Raw genomic sequence first — 23,258 nt, forward strand, 5'->3', positions numbered from 1 at the left:
GGCGGATAATTTTCCTACTTTTGCATCCCGCTTCGGAGGAAGGGAAAAAGGATAAAGATGCAGATTGGGTTATTGAGATAGCGTTTTGGAGGGGAATATCAGGTGGACAGCTACTTAGCTGAAACCTGAAAATAATTCAAAATAAAGTTTGCGAAAAAGAAAAAGTTTTCTACCTTTGCAACCCGCTACGGAGGTAACGAGAGAAGGAAAAAGAGGGGGGGATTAAGTGAGGGTGATTGACATGGGAGACGGATTGATTATATCAAACAGGGGGCTGAAAAAAAAGTTCTGAAAAAAGTAAAAAAAAGTTTGGAATAAATAAAAAGTTTTCTACCTTTGCAGTCCCAAACGAAACGGGCGCCATTCAACGGATGTTGGGGAAGCGAAAAAAACGAGATTGAAACGACAGAAGACCGAAGGGAATATGTGGACTAAACAAGACCACATTGGAACGGAAAACAGGAAGTCGCCACATATAACAGACCGCCGTGAGGCAAGGTCGAAAAGTTCATTAAAGAGATATCATTACATAAGCGCAGCGGGGCAAACAGTACGGAAACAAAGTACATGTTACCGTTGCAGTTTTTTAAGTCTGTTTCTATCAGACAACATAATAATAGAATAAGACTATTTAATTTTAATAACACTAGAATACAAAATGGTCAGTGTTCGAACAAAACATTTTACAATGGAGAGTTTGATCCTGGCTCAGGATGAACGCTAGCGGCAGGCCTAATACATGCAAGTCGAGGGGTAGAGGTTGCTTGCAACCTTGAGACCGGCGCACGGGTGCGTAACGCGTATGCAACCTACCTTAATCTGGGGGATAGCCCGAAGAAATTCGGATTAACACCGCATAAAATCACAGTACCGCATGGTACAATGATCAAATATTTATAGGATTGAGATGGGCATGCGTGTCATTAGTTAGTTGGCGGGGTAACGGCCCACCAAGACCGCGATGACTAGGGGATCTGAGAGGATGACCCCCCACACTGGTACTGAGACACGGACCAGACTCCTACGGGAGGCAGCAGTAAGGAATATTGGTCAATGGAGGCAACTCTGAACCAGCCATGCCGCGTGCAGGAAGACAGCCCTCTGGGTCGTAAACTGCTTTTATTCGGGAATAAACCTACTTACGTGTAAGTAGCTGAATGTACCGAAGGAATAAGGATCGGCTAACTCCGTGCCAGCAGCCGCGGTAATACGGAGGATCCAAGCGTTATCCGGATTTATTGGGTTTAAAGGGTGCGTAGGCGGCCTGTTAAGTCAGGGGTGAAAGACGGTAGCTCAACTATCGCAGTGCCCTTGATACTGATGGGCTTGAATACACTAGAGGTAGGCGGAATGTGACAAGTAGCGGTGAAATGCATAGATATGTCACAGAACACCGATTGCGAAGGCAGCTTACTATGGTGTCATTGACGCTGAGGCACGAAAGCGTGGGGATCAAACAGGATTAGATACCCTGGTAGTCCACGCCCTAAACGATGAATACTCGCTGTTAGCGATATACAGTTAGCGGCTAAGCGAAAGCGTTAAGTATTCCACCTGGGGAGTACGCCCGCAAGGGTGAAACTCAAAGGAATTGACGGGGGCCCGCACAAGCGGAGGAGCATGTGGTTTAATTCGATGATACGCGAGGAACCTTACCCGGGCTTGAAAGTTAGTGAAGTATCCAGAGATGGATGCGTCCGCAAGGACACGAAACTAGGTGCTGCATGGCTGTCGTCAGCTCGTGCCGTGAGGTGTTGGGTTAAGTCCCGCAACGAGCGCAACCCCTATGTTTAGTTGCCAGCACGTTATGGTGGGGACTCTAAACAGACTGCCTGTGCAAACAGAGAGGAAGGAGGGGACGACGTCAAGTCATCATGGCCCTTACGTCCGGGGCTACACACGTGCTACAATGGATGGTACAGAGGGCAGCAAGCTGGCAACAGCAAGCAAATCTCAAAAAGCCATTCACAGTTCGGATTGGGGTCTGCAACTCGACCCCATGAAGTTGGATTCGCTAGTAATCGCATATCAGCAATGATGCGGTGAATACGTTCCCGGGCCTTGTACACACCGCCCGTCAAGCCATGGAAGTTGGGGGTACCTAAAGTACGTAACCGCAAGGAGCGTCCTAGGGTAAAACCGATAACTGGGGCTAAGTCGTAACAAGGTAGCCGTACCGGAAGGTGCGGCTGGAATACCTCCTTTCTGGAGTAGGATAGACTACCCGATGCGCTAAAAATGATAATGATATATATCTCTTAAGGAAAAACCCAGAAGATGAAGCCCAGTTGGTGCATACCGGCACAGCGGCGAGATTGGAAGATGATTACGATCTGCGAGAAGCGATTTACGAAGGAAACGGACACAGATCGCACTAACAGTCACCATCGAAGCAGTCCCGTAGCTCAGCCTGGTTAGAGCACTACACTGATAATGTAGGGGTCTCCAGTTCAAATCTGGACGGGACTACAAAAACGCTAAGTTTTTTTGGGGGATTAGCTCAGCTGGCTAGAGCGCCTGCCTTGCACGCAGGAGGTCAACGGTTCGACTCCGTTATTCTCCACCATCACCGGTGCTGTTATAAAAGCACGGAAATAGTGTTCCAGCGATGGGATACCGGGATAGAAAAGTTCTTTGACATATTGGAAGAAGTTAAAAAAGAAGAGCAAACAACAATAGAGACGTTGTTAGTTTGGAGTGCTTTCGGGCATGAAGATTTAACAATTATCAAAAAAGCATTTATATAGGCGCAAAAGGCTATATAGAGAAGAAAGTAAGAAAGAGTATACGGGGGATGCCTTGGCTCTCAGAGGCGATGAAAGACGTGATAAGCTGCGATAAGCCGTGGGGATTAGCAAATATGAATTGATCCGCGGATTTCTGAATGGGGAAACCTAGCTGATTGAAGATCAGTTGCACATAGTGCGCAAACCTGCCGAACTGAAACATCTAAGTAAGCAGAGGAAGAGAAAATAACAATGATTTCCTAAGTAGTGGCGAGCGAAAGGGAAAGAGCCCAAACCAGTTATGTTACGGCATAACTGGGGTTGTAGGACTACGATGTGTCATTAGCAAAATGAACTGGAATGGGATGGGAAGCCCAGCGATACACGGTGATAGCCCGGTACAGGAAAGTAATGCTAGGCTAGTAGTATCCTGAGTACCGCGAGGTCGGAGACGCCTTGTGGGAATCTGCCGGCACCATCCGGTAAGGCTAAATACTCCTGAGAGACCGATAGTGAACCAGTACCGTGAGGGAAAGGTGAAAAGAACCCCGAACAGGGGAGTGAAATAGAACCTGAAACCGTATACTTACAAGCGGTCGGAGCGTCCAGGTGGCGTGACGGCGTGCCTTTTGCATAATGAGCCTACGAGTTACTCTTCTCTGGCAAGGTTAAGTGTTTAAGACACGGATCCGAAGCGAAAGCGAGTCTGAATAGGGCGTATAGTCAGGGGAGGTAGACGCGAAACCTTGTGATCTACCCATGGACAGGTTGAAGGTGCGGTAACACGTACTGGAGGACCGAACCGATAAACGTTGAAAAGTTTCCGGATGATCTGTGGGTAGGGGTGAAAGGCTAATCAAACTGGGAAATAGCTCGTACTCCCCGAAATGTTTTTAGGAACAGCGTGGACATTGAGTTACATAGAGGTAGAGCTACTGATTGGGTGCGGGGGAGTCAAATCCTACCAAATCCAGACAAACTCCGAATGCTATGTAACATGGTCTGCAGTGAGGCGCGGGGTGCTAAGGTCACGCGCCGAGAGGGAAAGAACCCAGACCATCAGCTAAGGTCCCTAAATTACCGCTAAGTTGAACTAACGAGGTGCGATTGCATAGACAGCTAGGATGTTGGCTTGGAAGCAGCCATTCATTTAAAGAGTGCGTAACAGCTCACTAGTCGAGCGATCGTGCATGGATAATAAACGGGCATTAAGCGGTATACCGAAGCTATGGGTAATATTTATATTACGGTAGGGGAGCATTCCAGCGGCAGCGAAGTTGTAGCGTGAGCTATGGTGGAGCTTCTGGAAAAGCAAATGTAGGCATAAGTAACGATAAGGCGGGAGAGAAACCCGCCCACCGAAAGGATAAGGTTTCCTGATCAACGCTAATCGGATCAGGGTTAGTCGGGGCCTAAGGAGAACCCGAAAGGGATATTCGATGGACAACGGTTTAATATTACCGTACTTTTTATAACTGCGATGTGGGGACGGAGTAGTGACACTGCCGCGATCTGACGGAATAGATCGTTGAAGGCTGTAGGTATAGGAACGGTAGGCAAATCCGCCGATCCTGCTGAACGCTGATAGTACCGCGAGCCTTCGGGTAAGTGGATAGTGCAGGTAATCAGACTTCCAAGAAAAACCGCTAAGCTTCAGGTTATAAAAACCCGTACCGCAAACCGACACAGGTATCCGGGAAGAGAATTCTAAGGTGCTCGAGTGAATCATGGCTAAGGAACTCGGCAAAATGGCCCTGTAACTTCGGGAGAAGGGGCGCTGATAGCAATATCAGCCGCAGTGAAAAGGCCCAGGCGACTGTTTAACAAAAACACATGGCTTTGCAAAATCGAAAGATGAAGTATAAGGCCTGACACCTGCCCGGTGCTGGAAGGTTAAGAGGGGATGTTAGGGTTAAACCGAAGCATTGAATCGAAGCCCCAGTAAACGGCGGCCGTAACTATAACGGTCCTAAGGTAGCGAAATTCCTTGTCGGGTAAGTTCCGACCTGCACGAATGGTGTAACGATCTGGGCGCTGTCTCAGCCATGAGCTCGGTGAAATTGTGGTCCCGGTGAAGACGCCGGGTACCCGCAACGGGACGGAAAGACCCCATGCACCTTCACTACAATTTAACATTGACATTGGATACAGGATGTGTAGGATAGGTGGGAGGCTTTGAAGCGGCGTCGCTAGGCGTCGTGGAGCCAACGTTGAAATACCACCCTTTCTGTATTCGGTGTCTAACCCGACCAAGTCGGGGACATTGTTTGATGGGTAGTTTGACTGGGGTGGTCGCCTCCAAAAAGGTAACGGAGGCTTTCAAAGGTAAGCTCAGTACGCTTGGTAACCGTACGCGGAGTGCAATAGCATAAGCTTGCTTGACTGTGAGGCAGACAAGCCGAGCAGGGTCGAAAGACGGATATAGTGATCCGGTGGTTCTGCATGGAAGGGCCATCGCTCAAAGGATAAAAGGTACGCTGGGGATAACAGGCTGATCTCCCCCAAGAGCTCATATCGACGGGGAGGTTTGGCACCTCGATGTCGGCTCGTCACATCCTGGGGCTGGAGAAGGTCCCAAGGGTTCGGCTGTTCGCCGATTAAAGTGGCACGCGAGCTGGGTTCAGAACGTCGCGAGACAGTTCGGTCCCTATCTGTTGTGGGCGTAGGAATTTTGAGTGGGGCTGACCTTAGTACGAGAGGACCGGGTTGGACTAGCCTCTAGTGAATCTGTTGTTCCGCCAGGGGCATTGCAGAGTAGCTACGCTGGGAATAGATAAGCGCTGAAAGCATCTAAGTGCGAAACTAGCCACGAGATGAGAATTCCATATAGGGCCGTAGAAGACTACTACGTTGATAGGTCATAGATGTAAAGCTGGCGACAGCACAGTCGAGTGATACTAATAACCCGAAGCTTTCAAGAGCAATAGACTGTTGTTTGTTCTTCCTAACTAACTTCTTTCAATAATATGTCAATTGTTGAGTACATAGTATTTAGTACATAGTATTTAGATAAATTCGTCTAACTACTAACTGCTAAAGGCTAACTACTAACATTAAAAATATTTAGGTGCCTATATCGGCGGTGTCCACCTCTTCCCATTCCGAACAGAGAAGTTAAGCCCGCCAGAGCCGATGGTACTGCAGTAACATGTGGGAGAGTAGGTCGGCGCCAAATCTTAAAGTAAGCCTGTAACGAATGTTGCAGGCTTTTCTTGTTTATAGAGGTTTTTAACATGTTAAATTTTGTTAAAAACGATGTAACTTTAAGTGCACGATTTTTAAAACCGTATTTTTGTAAATTACGTTAATGTTTTTAAGCACAATCTGTTATGAAACTTAAGATATATATATTTATCATATTGCTATTTGCAACAAGCACCCAGGCTATTGCACAAGAAAAGAATGTAATACTTCCCAAAAATTGGTTTAACCTGGATCTCGCCACAAGTGGATACTTTGGTATCAGTACCGAAAAGGCTTATAAAGAACTATTAGTTAATAAAACCCCGAAAGAAAAGATCATTGTAGCTGTTATTGATGGTGGAACCGATATTAAACATGAAGATTTAAAAGATGTACTTTGGACCAACCCGAAAGAAATCCCTGATAATGGGATAGATGACGATGATAATGGATACATTGACGACATACATGGTTGGAATTTTATTGGGTCCAAAAAAGGCAATCTGACCTATGATAATTTAGAGCTGGTTAGAATTTTAAAGAAATATAAGCCTAAGTACCAGGCAACTATTATGACTACAGTTTTAGATAGTACAGAGAGAGCTGAATTTAGGATATATAAACGGGCTGAAGCGGAATTTGGAAGAAGATTTGATGAAGCCAGCCAAGCCTTCCCAATTTATATTGCCATCAAAAAGGTTTTAGATACAGTTGCATTTTCAAATAAGAAGAAGATTCCATCATTAGCAGACATAGAAAGATATAAGGCAGATGATGAGTTCGAAGAACAAATCATTAAGATCATTAGAAAAGGTTCTAAAGATGAAGGTGGGATCGAAAAATTTTATACCACAATAGAAAAAGGATATAAAGAACTTGATGTAATGTTACGTTACAATCTCAACGAAAAATTTGACGAGAGGGCTGAGATGGTTGGCGATGATTACTCCAATTCTGCTCAACGGTATTATGGAAATAATGATGTTGCGGGCCCTGATCCAGAGCATGGGACACATGTGTCAGGAATTATTGGCGCAAACCGAAATAATGAATTAGGTATTTTGGGCGTCGCAAATAATGTAAGCATTATGTCCATTAGGGTAGTGCCTCAAGGTGACGAAAGAGATAAAGATGTGGCTAACGGCATCCGCTATGCTGTTGACAATGGCGCTCGTGTTATAAATATGAGTTTTGGCAAAGGTTTTAAGTGGGATAAGAAAGCCGTTGATGAAGCCGTGAAGTATGCGGAATCTAAAGGCGTGCTGTTAGTTCATGCTGCTGGTAACGACAATAGCAATAATGATGAAGTCGAGAATTATCCAAATAAGTATTTCGAAAGTCCTGAAGCTACAGCCTATTGGAAGGCTAATCCAAAAAGGGAAACATTTGGATTTACGCCTCCTAAAAGGGTAGAAAATCAGCCAAGTCCATATGGTTATGGCTATGGAGACCGCGGGTTCAAAGTTAAGGTACCAGAAATTGTGATCGACACTGCAAAATTCAACTTGCCTCATGCAACCAACTGGATAGAGGTAGGCGCTAGTTCATATAAAGACGACAGTGATTTAAAGGCATCTTTTTCTAACTATGGAAAGTATAATGTTGATGTTTTTGCGCCTGGATTTATGATTAATTCAACAGTACCTAATTCTAAATATGAAGAAAATGATGGTACCAGTATGGCAGCGCCCGTGGTATCGGGATTGTCGGCATTGATTTTAAGTTACTATCCTAACTTAAAGCCTGCTGAAGTTAGAGATATTATTATTAAATCTGTATCCAAGGTTGATCATAAAGTAAAATATAAAAATGAAAAAGGTGAAACCGTCCGTTCTGCATTTTCAGAGATTTGCGTAAGTGGCGGAATTGTGAATGCCTATAACGCATTATTACTAGCTGAAACTTATAACAGAGCAAACTAGTTTAATATATTTTAATATTAAAATCCCTTAGCGCATGCTAAGGGATTTTTTGTTTCCTGCTTTCCGTAACAAATTAGTGGGGATTTTAATCCTGACTGCTATTTTGATAGCATTTTGTTGCTAAATGAGCGTAGCTATTTATTTAATTCTATTTTCTTATTAAGCCATTGGTGTTTTTGTTAGTCTATTTGTGAGAACCATGTAATTATCAACTATTACTTAAACACAAATGATCAAATTTTATTTACTTACCCTATTAACTTTCCTAAGTATAACGCTTAAGGCGCAGAAAGTTCCGGATATTCAAAATACGTCCTTAATTGCTCCAGTTAATCTACGAATTGATGGTAAAGCAACTGAATGGGGTGAAACTTTAGCGGCCGATAACAAAAGAACATCACTCTTATATAGTTTAGCAAACGATGATAAATATCTATATTTCGTAATCAAAGGAATTGGAACTCCGGTTATTAACAAGATAATGGCTGGGGGCATAACTTTTAATATAAATACTGAAGGGAAGAAAAAAGAAAAAGAATCTTTCAGCGTAACTTATCCCTTGGTGAAAAGAGTTCCTCGCGGACAAGGTGGCGGTAGGCAGGGAGGTGGACAAGCAAGAGGTGCTTTTGGCGGAGGTCAGGTTCAGAACAGAACCCCTTTATCAGCTGCTCAACGTGACTCGGCGAGTTTGGTTCAACACAAAGCACAATTGGCAACCGTTAAAGAGATTAAGGTTTCAGGCTTTAAGCTAATCACTGATTCATTGATTTCAATTTATAATGAGTACGGTTTAAAGACAGTAGCTTCGTTTGATAACAATGGAGCAATGATTTATGAATTAGCGATTCCATTAAATTTATTATCACTTTCAATTGATAAACCTAAAGAATTCGCTTACCAACTCAAAGTGAATGGTTTAGTGATGAACGGCTTTAACGGTGGCGGCGGACGTGGTAACCTTGGTAATGGTGGCGGGCGTGGTGGAGGAGGTGGCTTTGGCGGTGGAGGTAACTTTGGCGGCGGCAACAGCATGCAAGATCTGATGAGTCCAACAGATTTTTGGGGTAAATACACCCTCATTAAAAATTAATCCTGACAACAAACTCTATTATTTAGCCGATCATGATGAATTTTTTTAAATACCCTGCAAAAGGACTTGCCCTTTTTAGCTTGTTGTTGTGCTATACGACCAGTGTTTACGCACAAACTCCTCAAAATACACCAAAACCCTCCAGCGTTCCCCCACCGGTAGCTTTAAGGGAAATTAGTGGTATTGTGAAAGATACGGTAGACTTCGGTATTCCGGGTACTACAGTACGTTTATCATCTGAAAAAGATACCTTGGTGACCGTTACAAACGGAGATGGGGTTTTCGTCTTTAAAAACGTAAAATCGGCTACCTATACGCTTGCTATTTCAAATTTAGGTTTTAAGTCGCTCGTAGCAAAATTCAAGCAGAATGATGCAGTGGCCAGGATCGTAATGGATCCCATAATTTTGAAAGAGGCTCCGGCAAATACACTAAATGAAGTAGTCATAAATGGTACACCTTCCATAACTTATAAAACGGACACTGTTGAGTATAGAGCGAGCGATTATATTGTTAGGGAGAATGCAACTGTAGATGAATTGTTGAAGAAAATGGAGGGAATGGAAGTAGGAACTGATGGATCTCTTGTCCACCAAGGTACGGCTGTAACAAAAGCAAAAATCAATGGTAAAACCTATTTAGGAGGAGATGTGTCGACCGCCATACAAAATTTACCAGCCGAAATTGTGGATAAAATACAAATGGTTGATGATTACGGGGATCAAGCTGCAAGGACTGGAATTAAAGATGGAGATCCAGAGAAAATATTGAATATTGTAACCAGAGCTGATAAGTCTGTGGGTAACACCGCCAATATTAGAGCCGGTGGGGGTAATAATGAAAGATATGAAGGGTCTGTTTTCGCATCGAGACTGAATAAAAATCAAACTATCGGTGTAAATGCGCGCTTAAATAATACAGTAAATGGAGTCGCAAATAGTGGAGATAATGGCGGCGGCGGTGGTGGTAGAGGTGGCAATGGCGGTAGCAACTCTTCAGGTGGGAGTGGTGGAACTACAAACAACGGGAATAGTGCATTTTCTTTTAGAGATCAAATTGGTAAAAAAATTAAAATTAACACCAACTATCGCTACAATTTTGACAATGTAAATACCTTAAATAATAGCCTTACGATTCGCCCCGTTGGTAATCAATCACTGTTTATTTTGAATGACAGTAAGGGTGACAATAATAAGAAGGGCCATAATTTTAATCTGGAGTTGGAGGCAGATTTGGATAGCAATAATTATATCAAATTTACGCCATCCATCAATTATACTTCGTCATTATCGGGTAGCAAGTTTTCTATTTTCCAAACAGGCTCTATTCATCAAGACCAGATTGGTTCAAATACGAGCATAAATGAAACACCAAACCTGGAAGCAACGTTATTCTATCAACATTTGTTTGCAAAGCCAAGAAGGAATTTTTCCGTTCAGCTGAGCGTAAATTCGGTAAATACACAATCGGAGCAGGATCGTAATTCAAATGTAGTCGAATATTTAGATGGAACGACAGATGTGGTAAAAAAGCAACTTTTAACACATCGTTTGGTAGAGCGGGATAATTTAAGAAGTACTTATCGGGGGAGCGTTACTTACGTTGAACCAATTAACTTGAAATCACAATTCGAAATTAATACACAGGTGAACTACAATGGTTATGATAACAAGACTATTTCTAGCGATATTAATGCGGGAGGTGCTCCAAAGGTGATAGACTCATTAAGCAACATTTATGACTATTCATTTTTGCAGAGCAGAATTGCCGTTAATTATCGTTACGGCATTAATACTGGATCTAAAATTAAGTTTTCACTAGGTGCAACTGCAGTTCCCGCCTTATTAAGTGGTACAAAAGTTAGTTTAGGCACAACTACAAATAGAAGTAGTTTTAATATTATTCCCATTGCCAGATTTCAGTACTTATGGTCCCGTCAGCATAGCATGCAGATCAATTATTCTGGAAATGCCAATGAACCAAGTTTTGATCAGATCCAACCGGTGCGGGACGTTTCAAATCCCCAAAGTCCCGTTGTAGGTAATCCAGATTTAAAAGTAACTTTCAACCATGCTATCAATGGTTCTTATAATAATTATATCGCTAATGCGAAATTAAATTACTCGGTAAATATGAATGCAACCTTCGTTAACAATGCGGTGGTAAGGAATTCAGTAGAGATTATACAAGACGGAATTACCGTTTATGAAACCAGATATTTAAACATGTCTGGTGTTTACCGGGTAGGTGGTAACTACTCCATTAACAAACAGTTAGCAGATAGAAAATATAATCTTTCCTTTAAGGGGAGTGTGAATCATAATCACAACGTAGCCATGAGTAGAAATATTCAGTATACTTCCTCTGTTTGGAATATGAATAATCGTTTTGGGCCTCGTATTAATCCTAATGAATGGATGGAGGTAAATCCAAATGTTGGGTATAGTTTTATTAAGTCTAGCAACACTTTACCAACATCACTTGGAAGTTTAACTAAGACGCTTTCTTTGAATATTGACGGTAAATTTATTGCTTGGCAGAGCTGGATTTTAGGGTATAGCGCTAGTAAGAACTTCATCAGTGGGATTAATGCGAACATAAGTGCGAATCCATTGGTAATTGACAGTTATATGCAAAAGGAAATGTGGAAAAGGAGAGCGACGCTTACGCTCCAGGCTTTTGATATTCTTAATCAAAATAATTTTGTTAACCGCAACATTTCCGATGATGGAACACAGACTGACACCAAAACGAATGCATTAAGCCGTTATTTCATGGTTAGGCTAAGTATGCGCCTGCAAAAATGGACAGGAGCTAGGGGTCGTAATAATGCACAACCTATGCGTAGGGGAGATGGTAGTTTTCTGAATTAAGAATATTTTATTTAATTGTTATAGACTAAGTTATCAGTGCTGAAAATATTAGTCCTTTAAAAGTCTTTGGAGGTAATTTCAAAGACTTTTTGCTTTTTATAAGTTTTTTAATTTTTATTTGGAACGGTTTTATTCTATATATAGTAAAGTAAAAATTCTTCGCTCTTCAATTATTTTGTAGTTTAAATAGCTATAATTTTAAGATTGTAATTTAACGCAATATTGTATATTTATGATTAAGTACATTGATCTAAATATGTGCCTTTATAGCTATATTATAAGCTTTTAAATGAAATATTCACACGGTTGCTATCTGCTTTTTATACTTTTTCTCTTAAGTTTTACGGCTCAATCACAAGACAAAAGGATAGCACCATACATTAAAGCTTGGAAAGTTAGCGATACTAGTCAGACGAGGTTAGCTGAAGAAACTTATGCCCCTTATAGAAAAGTAAGAGATAGAAAAAATCTTCCTCGAGATCAAAAATTAGTTGCTGAGCTTTATCAATATTTGAGAAATCATCCAAACGATAGATTACATGTAAGGATAGTAATGTTTGACATACTAATCAAAACATCGCACAAAATTTGGCAAAGCAAAGCTGATTTAGAAAACATGAAAAATGCAATAAAAATTGCTTATAAATTAAAGGATGAGCAGTTAAAATCAGAATTATTTGCCATTTATGCATTAGCCAATTATTGGGATGACAGTAAATTTCTCTTGTACAGTTTTAAAGCTATTTTAATTCAGCAGAAATTGGGTCTTAAACTATTCAATTTTAAACAAAATAGATATTTTCAATTAAGTTCTGCGCTTTATAGGGCAGAAAGATATAAAGAAAGCATTTCTTATGGATTGCATTCTTTGCATGAAGATAAAACTAGCAATGAAAAAGATTCTGCGGATTACATTTTTCAAAATGATATTATTGGCGCAAGCTATCTGAAACTTAAAAAATTAGATAGCGCCGCTTATTATTATCAAAATATACTTAATATGCTTAGAAAGTATAGGTTTGATGTACAGATCATGAATGATATTTGGGGAGCGATTGCAAAAGGTAGGATTGGGCAAGTTTTATTGCTTAAAGGGGATGAGAAGGAAGGATTAAAATTAGTTGAAGAATATTTAACCACGGTTAAACAAAACAAAGATTCTATTAATATTGCCATCGGAGAGAATTTAATAGCACAAGTAAAGTATAATCAAAAAAAATATACTGAGGCGATTAGCAGGTGGAAGATTAGTGCTCATATTGCCACTAAAATGAAGTTAGATGAAGAAAGGGTCTCGTCATTATATGGGATAGCTAAAAGCTTTGCCGAACTTAAACATACTGACAGCACTTTTAAATATTTTAAACTTTACGAACAAATTCGAGATAAGCATCGTGACTGGTTAAATTCCTTAGAAACCGAAAGGCTAAAGTTGGAAATGGAGTTAGAGGATTTGCAAAGTAATATAGAGAAAGCAAATCTTAAGGTTGAATTCGAAAAAATGGTACGGAACTTTATTTTAGCTTTTATACTTTTTTTAACCATTATAGCGGTTTTATTGATAAAAAATAGGCTCAATAAAGTTAAAAATCAAAAATTACTTCTAATTGCCAAGCAACAAGAAACGGAAAAGCACATGTATGAAGCTAGAAAACATGTTGAAGAATTTAGCAAGCACATTTTAGAAAAAGATCGAATTATTTATGATTTATCTAAAGCTTTAAAAAATAATAAGATAATTGATTTTGATAAAGAAAACAATTCTTTATTGAAATATATTCTGGTTACCGATCAAGAGCTCGCAAAATTTAGGCTTATGATAACAGATGCCTATCCTGGATTTTTTGTAAGATTGGAAGCCATTCTTAAAAACATTACGCCAGCAGAGGAACGTTTAGCGAGCTTAATTTGTTTAAAGCTAAAAGATAGTCAAATGGCGAATATGCTGGGGATTAGTAAAGAAAGTGTAGCCAGAAGCAAGCGCCGGTTAAAACAACGGTTACCTATTCCGGAAGGCGAAACCTTAGAAAATTACATCTATAAGTTAGCCACATGGTATCCGCAGGATGCCTATTAAAGCAGGGCGTACGCTTTAAATTCATCTTGTTCAAGAATTGCTGTTTAAGCATAGTAAACGCCTGATACACATCTAAAATTGTATTTGTCCGCTTTTTTGTCCGCCTCAATTTACCCTCAAATGGCTAAAGAGTAGGCAATTTTACCCTATGATGTTTTCGAAAAACAGAAAGTGGGTAATTGTTATTGTGCTAATTGGGATAATAGCAATGTTGTTGACATGGTTTTACTTCGAAAACCGAATTGACAAAATATAAATCCCATCGATGAAGAAACTTTTACTCTATCTATTGCTCTTTGCAAGCTTAAAAACTATTGGGCAAACCATAACGCCCACGAGTGGTATTGTTTATGTAAAACAAAATGGTGCAGGTACAAAAACAGGAAGTAGTTGGGCAAATGCTGCGCCAGAATTAGCCGATGCCCTGAAAGCTGCAAAAACAAACTCCGCTATTACCCAAATCTGGGTAGCAGGTGGAACTTACAAGCCAAAATATAGCCCATTTAATTCAAATTTTGGCACTCCGGCTGGCCAACGCAATAGTTTTTTAATGGTTGATAATGTAAATTTATATGGAGGATTTGCTGGAAATGAAACCTCTTTAGCACAAAGGGATTTAAGTAATACTGCCAATATCAGCACTTTAAGCGGAGATCTAGACAATAGTAATTCAAAAACTGAAAATGATGCATATAATGTAGTAATTTCATCCAAAACTATTTCTCCGTTTCAAACTACGACCGAGATTAATGGATTTACGATTGTATTTGGAAATGGTGGTTCTGATGATTCTTTCGAGTTCATTAATTACACCTTTATAAACCCGAATTATGGTGGAGGTATCCATATAAATGGATCACAAATTGCGTTAGTTAATTTAACGCTAAAAAATAATAGCGCTCAATTTGGGGGTGGTATATATTTAGGCCAATGTACGGCAATTATTAAAAATGTGCTTATTGCTGGTAATACAGCAGTTCTTGGAGCAGGTATTTTTAATGACAACTTCAGTAATCTTACTATTACTAATTCAACAATTAGCGGAAATAGGGCATCACAGCGAGGTGGCGGAATTTACAGTTCTAACGCAAATTTAAGGTTATACAATACCATTGTTTATGGTAACAATAATGGGATTTATACAACTGGGTATCTTCAAGCCACTGAATATCAATATAGTTTAGTGCAAGAAAATCCATCGGGTACTGCGATGGTTAATTATACAGATAATGCTAATAAAATATTTTTAGATCCATTAGCACCAGGTTTAAACACGGGAGGAGATTACACGTTAAAACAAGGTAGCCCAACTATTAATTCGGGTAGCAATGCACTTTATACAGTTAATTTAAATACCGATAAAGATTTAGCAGGCAACCCACGTTTGTATAACAATGGCATTATAGATATGGGTGCTTACGAGCTTCAACAAGAAGTTGCCCAGACTATAACTGTAAGTAATGTAACCAAAACCTATGGCGATATAGCCTTTGAGCCAGGAGCCACTGTAGATAGCGGCCAGCCCTTAACCTACTCGAGTGCCGATAATAGCATTGCCGAGGCTTATCAAGATAACGCCGATGGCAATAAATGGAAAATTAACATCAAAAAAGCAGGTACAGTTAATATTACGGTAAATGCAAGTACGGCAACTGGTTTTGCTACCGAAACCAAAGATTTCACACTAACCATTAACCCTAAACCCCTTACAGCAAGCATAAAACCAAGTGCTGTGTTTAATAAAAATTACAATGGGAATACTCAAGGTACCATTGCCATTACAGATTTAAGCCTTGCTACTAGCTATGTAATTAATAGTGATGATGTACAATTAGCATTAAGTAGTAACGTAATTAATTACGATAGTAAAGATGCTGGGACTGGCAAAACTATAACTTTGGCCTTGGGGAACTTAAGCTTAACAGGAGCAAATGCCACAAATTATACAATAGCTAACCCTACGGCGTTAACAACTAATAACGGTGTTATAAATGCCATACCATTAACTTTAACTGCTAATAATGCAACAAAAGTTTACGATGGACAAGCCTACAGTGGAGGTAATGGTGTACAAGGTACGGGCTTTGTAAATAGCGAAAGTGTTGGCGATTTGACAGGTACTTTAACGTATGTAGGAACAGCACAAGGTGCAATAAATACAGGCACTTATACCATCATTCCAAGTGGCTTGAGCAGTAATAACTACAACATCAGCTATGTTAATGGGCAGTTAACCATCAACTTAAATAATGTAAACACCCTAACATTTAACACGCTAGCGGCAGGAGCCACTGTAAATAGAACTTACGGCGATGCCAGTATTAATGCCTCGGCAGTTGCCAGTTCGGGTTTACAGGCCTCGTATAGTAGCAGCAATGCCAATGTAGCCGCTGTAGATAACACGGGGCAAGTAAATATTATAGGGACAGGCACAACAGATATTATCGTAAATCAAAGCGGAAATAGCAATTATGGAGTTGCCACATCCATAAAAATAACCTTAAACGTTGCCAAAAAGAGCCTAACAGTAAAAGCTAACGATGCCACCAAAACTTTCGATAATATTGCCTTTCAAGGAGGTAATGGTGTAAGTTATGCAGGTTTTATCAACGGTGAAAATGCCAGCAATTTAACTGGGACTTTAAGTTTTTCAGGCACCAGTCAGGGCGCAATAAATACAGGTACCTATGCTATTATTCCAAGCGGTTTAAGTAGTAACAACTATAGCTTCGATTACCAGAGTGGTATATTAAATATTGTAGCTAGTGGAGCAAATACTTTAACCTTTACCAGCCAAGTATCTGGCGGCAACGTCATCAAAACTTACGGCAGTGGAGTTTTAGATGCATCAGCTACTGCAAGTTCAGGGTTGACAGTTAGTTATAACAGCAATAACACCACTGTAGCAACTGTGAGTTCTGCAGGACAAATTAACATTCAATCCGCTGGTACAGCTATCATTACTGCTATTCAGCCAGGCAATCAGAATATTAATGCGGCTACGCCAATTAGTTTTACTTTAACTGTAAACAAAGCTAATTTATCGATTACTGCCAATAACGACAATAAAGTATATGATGGAATAGGCTATGCTGGAGGAAACAACGTTACCTATACCGGTTTTGTAAATGGCGAGAATGCTAGTAATTTAACAGGGACCTTGAGTTATTCAGGTTCGGCACAGGGTGCAAAAAATGTGAACAGTTATTTTATAACACCTTCTGGTTTCAGCTCAAACAATTATAACATTACTTATCAGGATGGTAGTTTATCGATTACAAAAGCGGCTTTAACTATCACAGCCAATAACGCTAATAAATTATATAACGGACAAGCCTATTCAGGGGGCAATGGCATACTAAGTACAGGCTTTGTGAATAGTGAAACTGTAAGCGATTTAACAGGTACTTTAATATATGCAGGTACAGCACAAGGTGCAATAAATACCGGTACTTATACGATTGTTCCAAGTGGATTTTCGAGTAATAACTATAACATTACCTACGTAAACGGACAATTAATCGTTAATAAAAGTAATTCGAATGCGTTAAGTTTCAGTAACCAAACTGCTGGTAGCACGTTAAATAAAACCTATGGCGATGCCCTTATTGATGCTTCAGCAGTTGCCAGTTCGGGTTTAGCCGTAGCCTACAGCAGCAGCAATACAGCAGTAGCCATGGTAAGTACTTCAGGTCAGGTAACTATAAAAGGACCGGGAACCACAGATATTGTTGCTACTCAAAACGGTGATACAAATTATTGGGCTGCTACGCCTATAAAATTTACCATAGTCGTTTCGAAGAAAAACCTGATTGTAAAAGCAAATGATGCTACTAAAACTTACGATAATTTAGCTTACCAAGGCGGAAATGGAGTTAGTTATTCCGGCTTCATTACCGGGGAAAGTACCACAAACTTAACAGGAACTTTAAGCTATTCCGGAACCAGTCAGGGTGCATTGAATAGTGGTACATATACCATTATTCCTTCAGGACTAGCCAGTAATAACTACAACTTGACTTATCAAAACGGAAACTTAAATATATTACCTAGTTCTGCAAATACTTTAACCTTCAATAGCCAGGTTGTTGGAATAAATGTATATAAAACCTATGGCGATACTAATGTAAATGCTTCTGCAACTGCCAGTACGGGCCTACCGGTTTCTTACACTAGTAGTAATACCATGGTTGCAGGAGTGGACAGTAACGGCCAAGTATCCATTAGATCGGTAGGAACGACTACTATAACTGCTTTACAAGCAGGTAATGGTAATTTTAATGCAGCAACACCAATAAGTTTCAATTTGATTGTTGAAAAAGCTAATTTAACTATTACGGCAAATAGTGATCATAAAGTTTACGATGGGTTAATTTATACAGGAGGGAATGAGGTAAGTTATTCAGGTTTTGTATATAGTGATAACAAAAATGTTTTAAGTGGTACTTTAAAATATACGGGTAGCTCTCAAGGTGCTAAAAAAGTAAATAGCTATACCATTCATCCGTCAGGCCTTAGCTCTGGTAATTATAATATTGCATTTAAAGAAGGTGCCTTAATCATCACGAAAAAAGATATTAATGTTAATGTAGATGCAGATCAGCATAAATTGTTTGGAACAGTGGATCCAGTTTTTACTTATACCGTTACTCCGGCATTACTAAGTGGAGATAGCTTTACCGGTTCATTAAGTAGGGAAGTGGGAGAGAATGTTGGCAATTACTCCATTAATCAAGGTAGTTTGAGTGCAGGCAGCAATTATCATATTAGTTACACTGGTGCAATATTTAAAATTATGAATGCCCCGATAACAGGAATCAGCTTCAACTCACAAAGTTTTGGATACGATGGTACAGCTAAAGGTTTGGCTATCAGTGGAAATTTGCCTGCAGGTACGAGTGTAGTGTATAGCAACAATAGCTTAACCAATGTAGGTTCACAAATCGTGACAGCTAGCATAAGTGGAGGTAATTATGCGCCATTAACTTTATCAGCCACCTTAAGCATTACCAAAGCTAATCTCATAGTTTCTGCTACAAATGCCTCGATATGTCAAGGTGCTAGTTTACCTAGTTTCAACATCAGCTATGCTGGATTTAAGGGCGCTGATAACGAAAATAGTTTAAATAGCAAAGCTAGTGCCTCGGTAAATACCACAGGAAGTACAGTAGGTACGTATCTCATTACTTTGGCAGGAGCGGCGAGCAATAATTACAACATAGCATACATTAACGGTAGTTTAACAGTCAATGCTTTGCCAGCCCTCCAACTTACAAGCAGTATGGGAACTTCTATAAGCAAAGGTGATGCAGCAATTTTAACCGCTACGGGTGGTGGTAGCTACGTTTGGGCTAATGAGAATGGCGTCATTAGCGGTCAGAATACGGCAACACTAACGATAAGACCTAGTCAAACAACCATCTATACCGTTACAACGAGCAATTCAAGTGGATGTAGTACGAGTAAAAGCATTACAATTACCGTTACCGAGGATTTTAAAATAATAGCTACTAATGTTTTAAGTCCTAACGGTGATGGCATTAACGATGTTTGGAAAGTTGAAAACATCGATTTATATCCAAATAATGAAGTTAAAGTATTTGATAAAGGAGGCAGAGTTGTCTATCAGAAACGTGGATACGATAACAGTTGGAATGGGATGCTTAACGGCACCCCATTATCTGAAAATACGTATTACTATATCGTAGATTTCGGGAATGGGCAACGAGTTTTTAAAGGATTTATCACCATCGTTAGAGATTAATTAGATGAAAGAAATAAAACATATAGCGTTAATTATTTTATTAATGCTGAGCACAGGTATAGTACATGCACAGTTAAATCCTTTAACGATGCAATATTTTAATAATCGTTTTTTAGGGAATGCTGCCTATGCAGGAATTGATAGTGGATTGAACTTAAATTTAAATTATCGTAAACAATGGAATAACATTCCAGGATCTCCCGAAATACAAAACTTAACAGTCGATTATGGGTTTAAGAAAACGGGTTTAGGTTTAAATGTGAATGTAGATAAAGCGGGATTACAAAAAACAACCCATGTTACGGGAAGTTATGCCTACCATTTACCATTGAATGGTAAAGACAGTCACCTGAGTTTCGGACTCTCACTTGGCATGATGAATCAACGTGTTTCGGAGTCTGCCATTTCTGGCGATCCTAACGACCCCTTGGTGGCGCGGTACAATCAAAGGGAAACCTATATTGATGGCGATTTTGGATTTGTATACCAAAAGAGTGGCTTTAGTATAGAAGCTGCCTTGCCAAACCTCAATTTTTTATTTAAGAGGTCTTTAGTGAAGTCGGCCGACATCGCCACCTTTTATTCCGCAGCTAGTTATCGATTCAATGTGGATGAAAGTTTGGGAGGCATTGAATTGGAGCCTCGTATTGCTTACCGAGGCGTTAAAGGCTTTGATCAGGTTTTTGATTTAGGAGCGAATGCAAGTTTAGTAAACAATCAATTCATGCTGATGGGCATGTATCACAGCAATAAAAGCATGAGTTTAGGGACCAGTTTATTAATTAAACAACAATATTTAATTGGGGCTTCCTATACTAGCCAAACGAGTCAACTGCGTAACTATGCTAATGGGAGCTTTGAAGTGAACTTGAAACTGAAGTTATAGTATAACTATGTTAAATTATTTAATGTTTGCTACTAATTAAATATAAACAGAAAGTATGAATTAGAGAAACATATATTTTCCCTAATTTACAACAAGTTTTGACTAAAAAAAGAAGCGGCATACCAGAACTGGGTCTGAATTATGCCGCTTTTGCCGATTTGGTAGAAGGAACAGGATTTTTTGCGAACTTTTATGAGGATTTAAGTGCAATTTATGAAGCAAAGAATTTGAACTATTAATATTCTCTTAAAGTGGACTTGAGTGGGCTTCAATCTAACTTTTTATACCGATTTAACTATTCTAGATGAAGTAAAAATTTGAGGTATTATTGATATAACTATGACAAAGCATCTATTATCTAAATGGGGCTTGAACAATTCCAACACCATAGTCATCTGCATCCTCTTTTTTCAATTTGTCGTCTTTACAAGCAACCGTTATATTTGAGTATAATGTGTTAGCGTTAAATTGATTTTTTTTCAAAAGTTTTTCAGCCCACAAAGCTGCAATTCCTGCCACATGTGGGGTAGCCATGCTTGTTCCATCTAACGAAATTAAACCGTTAGTATTTGCTTCGGCAGAAATTATATCAACTCCTGGTGCGCAAAGCGTAGGATCCATATTAGAAAATGGAGCAACATATAGATTGCTTTTTTCCTTTCCCACAGCACCTACAGAAATTATACCTTCAGAAACCGCAGGCGGACTTACATTAATCCTGTATTGAGGTCTAGAACTTTCATTGCCAGAGGCAGCAATAATTATAACTGGTTGCGTAAATTTATTTTGTGATTGTACTCTAACTAAGTTAGCAAGACTTTCAAATAACAAAATGTTTTTCCTATAACCATCCAAAGCGGAAGATATTGCTGCCTCCTTGTGCATTCCATCCATTTCCAACTGCGCGGCATAACCTGGGAAATCAATTCCTAACGACATTGATATGATATTTGCACCAGAATTAACAGCCCAATTTATTGCATTAACTAAAATATCGCTCCCACCACCATTCACTCCTAATACTTTAGCTATTAATGCATCATCACTAGCATTGGCAATTCCGATCCTTCTTCCTTTGATGTCTCTTCCAAATGCTACGCCAGCGCAATGTGTGCCATGTCCTTCAATATCTCCGTTGCCTTCTCCTGTAAAATCTTTCTCATGCAATTTCATTCCTTTAAACGCTATATGTTTGCTATCAATTCCAGTATCCAAAATTGCTATTCTTATACCAGCACCATTAAATTCTGATTTGCTTGCAGCAACAGCTTCAATATTCCAAAGCTCATCTTTTATCTTGCTATCAGTTACTTTTAGTGGCTTGTTAATAGGTTGAATTAGTTTTAAAGGCATTATTGGCGCGATTGCAATGACATCACTATTTCGATTGTACAAATCGCTAGTTTTACCACTATCCATTTCCTCAATTGCTATATTTATTTTTGATGAACCCTGTAATGTATTTGGTTTCAATTTAAACGATAAATTTTCTGGAACAGGGCCAGAGGCTCTATATGTCGTAGCAAGCTTTTTATCAGTATAAAGTATAACGTGGTTTGTTTTCATAGATAGTTTGGATATTATTCTCTGTCAAGATTTTTAACGAAGGTTCGTACGAAAGTCGTTTAATGCACTTTTTTCCCAAGGAGCGAAATTTTCAGGATCTTTCCAAAATTCCACCCACGCTGAGTTTAATAAGTTTGAAACGCTTTTTGTCATATCTTTTGTAGCAATATCACATTTTATTTCTTTTGTAGCAACAAGACAGAATTCAGCTGCAGAACGCAAAAGCTTATCTGGAACCGCTATATTGAACTCGCTATCCTTCTTCGCACCAATTATCATCTTAAATTCTTCCCATTTTTCTTTCACCTCTGCAACTTCATCAGTAAATCCAATAAGCTCCAAACCAAACATAATCGCTTTCATTCTAGCGTCATCAGGAGGATGTGAAATTTTTTGAAATGTTGGAATCCTATAAACGTCCCAAGACATGCTTGTACACATATGCAAATTAGACCACAGATAGGCCGGCCCCAATGTGTAGGCAGCGAAAAGATCGCAGAAAAATTCAATAGACCAGTTTGCTAACCAAGACTCCTTATACACATGGATTGGATCAAAATCATCTGGTGCAGCTTTATTTAATTCTCTTCTACTAATTTCATCTTCAAAATGTTTCTTTACAGTAACATTGAAATATCCTAGGTTTTTTTGAAAGCCTTCTACTTTTGGATTATCTAATGACACTAAGGGATGTCCTAATTCATGATAAATATCTGCTAAATGAAGTAAAAATTCCGATTCAAGTAATGGTATGCAAATTAGATTGTAAGAGGGATAAATATTGTAATACTTTTGTGAAAGACAGGAAGCCACTGGAGTAGGCAAAGGATAATTGATTTCTTGGCAAATTTCGTGAACCAACTTGTTGACAAAGTCATCATCCGTGGCCTTTCTACTCATCGCGGCAATAACAACATTTTCAATGTGTGAGAGTTCCCCAGATATTCTTTTATACTGGACAAATTTTTGCCGAATATTTATTACGTTATTATATCCTTCATCTGAATATATATGGTTAAGTTCTGCAATAAACCCCTCAATCTCTCTGTTAGCAGTTGTGGCGAGCGGAGAGAAATATAAACCTAACTCACGTGCCCCTGGAATCTTTTGCATCAGGGCCTTGCCTTTACCGATTGCTTCCTTTATTGCTCCATTAATGTACGAATGCATA

The 23,258-nt window shown here is 39.5% G+C and carries 9 protein-coding genes, 2 tRNA genes and 3 rRNA genes; 12 read left to right on the top strand and 2 right to left on the bottom strand.

Annotated elements, in window-relative coordinates; all coding sequences use genetic code 11:
- The first annotated feature begins 685 nt into the window (after positions 1–685).
- The 12 genes from BM207_RS15395 to BM207_RS19150 all read left to right on the top strand — a co-directional run bounded on the left by BM207_RS15395 (position 686) and on the right by BM207_RS19150 (position 20,760).
- Positions 686–2,205: ribosomal RNA gene (locus BM207_RS15395) — 16S ribosomal RNA — on the top strand.
- Positions 2,206–2,394: 189 nt separating this feature from the next.
- Positions 2,395–2,469, top strand: a tRNA-Ile gene (locus BM207_RS15400).
- A 20-nt stretch (positions 2,470–2,489) separates the two neighbouring features.
- Positions 2,490–2,566, top strand: a tRNA-Ala gene (locus tag BM207_RS15405).
- Between the two features lie 201 nt (positions 2,567–2,767).
- Positions 2,768–5,646 (top strand): 23S ribosomal RNA (locus tag BM207_RS15410).
- 143 nt (positions 5,647–5,789) lie between these two features.
- A 5S ribosomal RNA gene (rrf, locus tag BM207_RS15415) occupies positions 5,790–5,901 on the top strand.
- The 16S, 23S and 5S rRNA genes sit together here with 2 tRNA genes alongside, the layout of an rRNA operon.
- A gap of 154 nt (positions 5,902–6,055) precedes the next feature.
- Positions 6,056–7,831: a S8 family serine peptidase gene (locus tag BM207_RS15420; RefSeq protein WP_090996312.1), complete on the top strand. Its 1,776-nt coding sequence runs from the start codon at positions 6,056–6,058 to the stop codon at positions 7,829–7,831.
- Between the two features lie 229 nt (positions 7,832–8,060).
- Complete coding sequence (locus tag BM207_RS15425) at positions 8,061–8,921, top strand: hypothetical protein (protein WP_090996314.1); 861 nt, start codon at positions 8,061–8,063, stop codon at positions 8,919–8,921.
- A gap of 32 nt (positions 8,922–8,953) precedes the next feature.
- Complete coding sequence (locus BM207_RS15430) at positions 8,954–11,794, top strand: outer membrane beta-barrel protein (RefSeq protein ID WP_245768136.1); 2,841 nt, start codon at positions 8,954–8,956, stop codon at positions 11,792–11,794.
- 289 nt (positions 11,795–12,083) lie between these two features.
- Positions 12,084–13,871: a helix-turn-helix transcriptional regulator gene (locus BM207_RS15435; RefSeq protein ID WP_090996316.1), complete on the top strand. Its 1,788-nt coding sequence runs from the start codon at positions 12,084–12,086 to the stop codon at positions 13,869–13,871.
- Between the two features lie 265 nt (positions 13,872–14,136).
- Positions 14,137–19,635, top strand: a complete 5,499-nt coding sequence (locus tag BM207_RS15440) for an MBG domain-containing protein (protein WP_090996319.1) — start codon at positions 14,137–14,139, stop codon at positions 19,633–19,635.
- 4 nt (positions 19,636–19,639) lie between these two features.
- Positions 19,640–20,521 carry a PorP/SprF family type IX secretion system membrane protein gene (locus BM207_RS15445; RefSeq protein ID WP_090996322.1) on the top strand — a complete coding sequence of 294 codons (882 nt, stop codon included), beginning with the start codon at positions 19,640–19,642 and terminating at the stop codon, positions 20,519–20,521.
- A 98-nt stretch (positions 20,522–20,619) separates the two neighbouring features.
- Positions 20,620–20,760, top strand: coding sequence for a hypothetical protein (locus tag BM207_RS19150; RefSeq protein ID WP_177217143.1), 141 nt, complete (start codon positions 20,620–20,622; stop codon positions 20,758–20,760).
- Positions 20,761–20,875: 115 nt separating this feature from the next.
- Here BM207_RS19150 and BM207_RS15450 read toward each other — a convergent pair whose 3' ends face one another.
- Both BM207_RS15450 and BM207_RS15455 read right to left on the bottom strand, forming a co-directional pair.
- Positions 20,876–22,087, bottom strand: a complete 1,212-nt coding sequence (locus tag BM207_RS15450) for a S8 family peptidase (RefSeq protein WP_090996324.1) — start codon at positions 22,085–22,087, stop codon at positions 20,876–20,878.
- A 33-nt stretch (positions 22,088–22,120) separates the two neighbouring features.
- Positions 22,121–23,257, bottom strand: a complete 1,137-nt coding sequence (locus tag BM207_RS15455) for a hypothetical protein (RefSeq protein ID WP_090996327.1) — start codon at positions 23,255–23,257, stop codon at positions 22,121–22,123.
- Position 23,258: the final 1 nt, after the last annotated feature.

The sequence above is a fragment of the Pedobacter insulae genome (genome assembly GCF_900113525.1).
GTDB lineage: Bacteria > Bacteroidota > Bacteroidia > Sphingobacteriales > Sphingobacteriaceae > Pedobacter > Pedobacter insulae.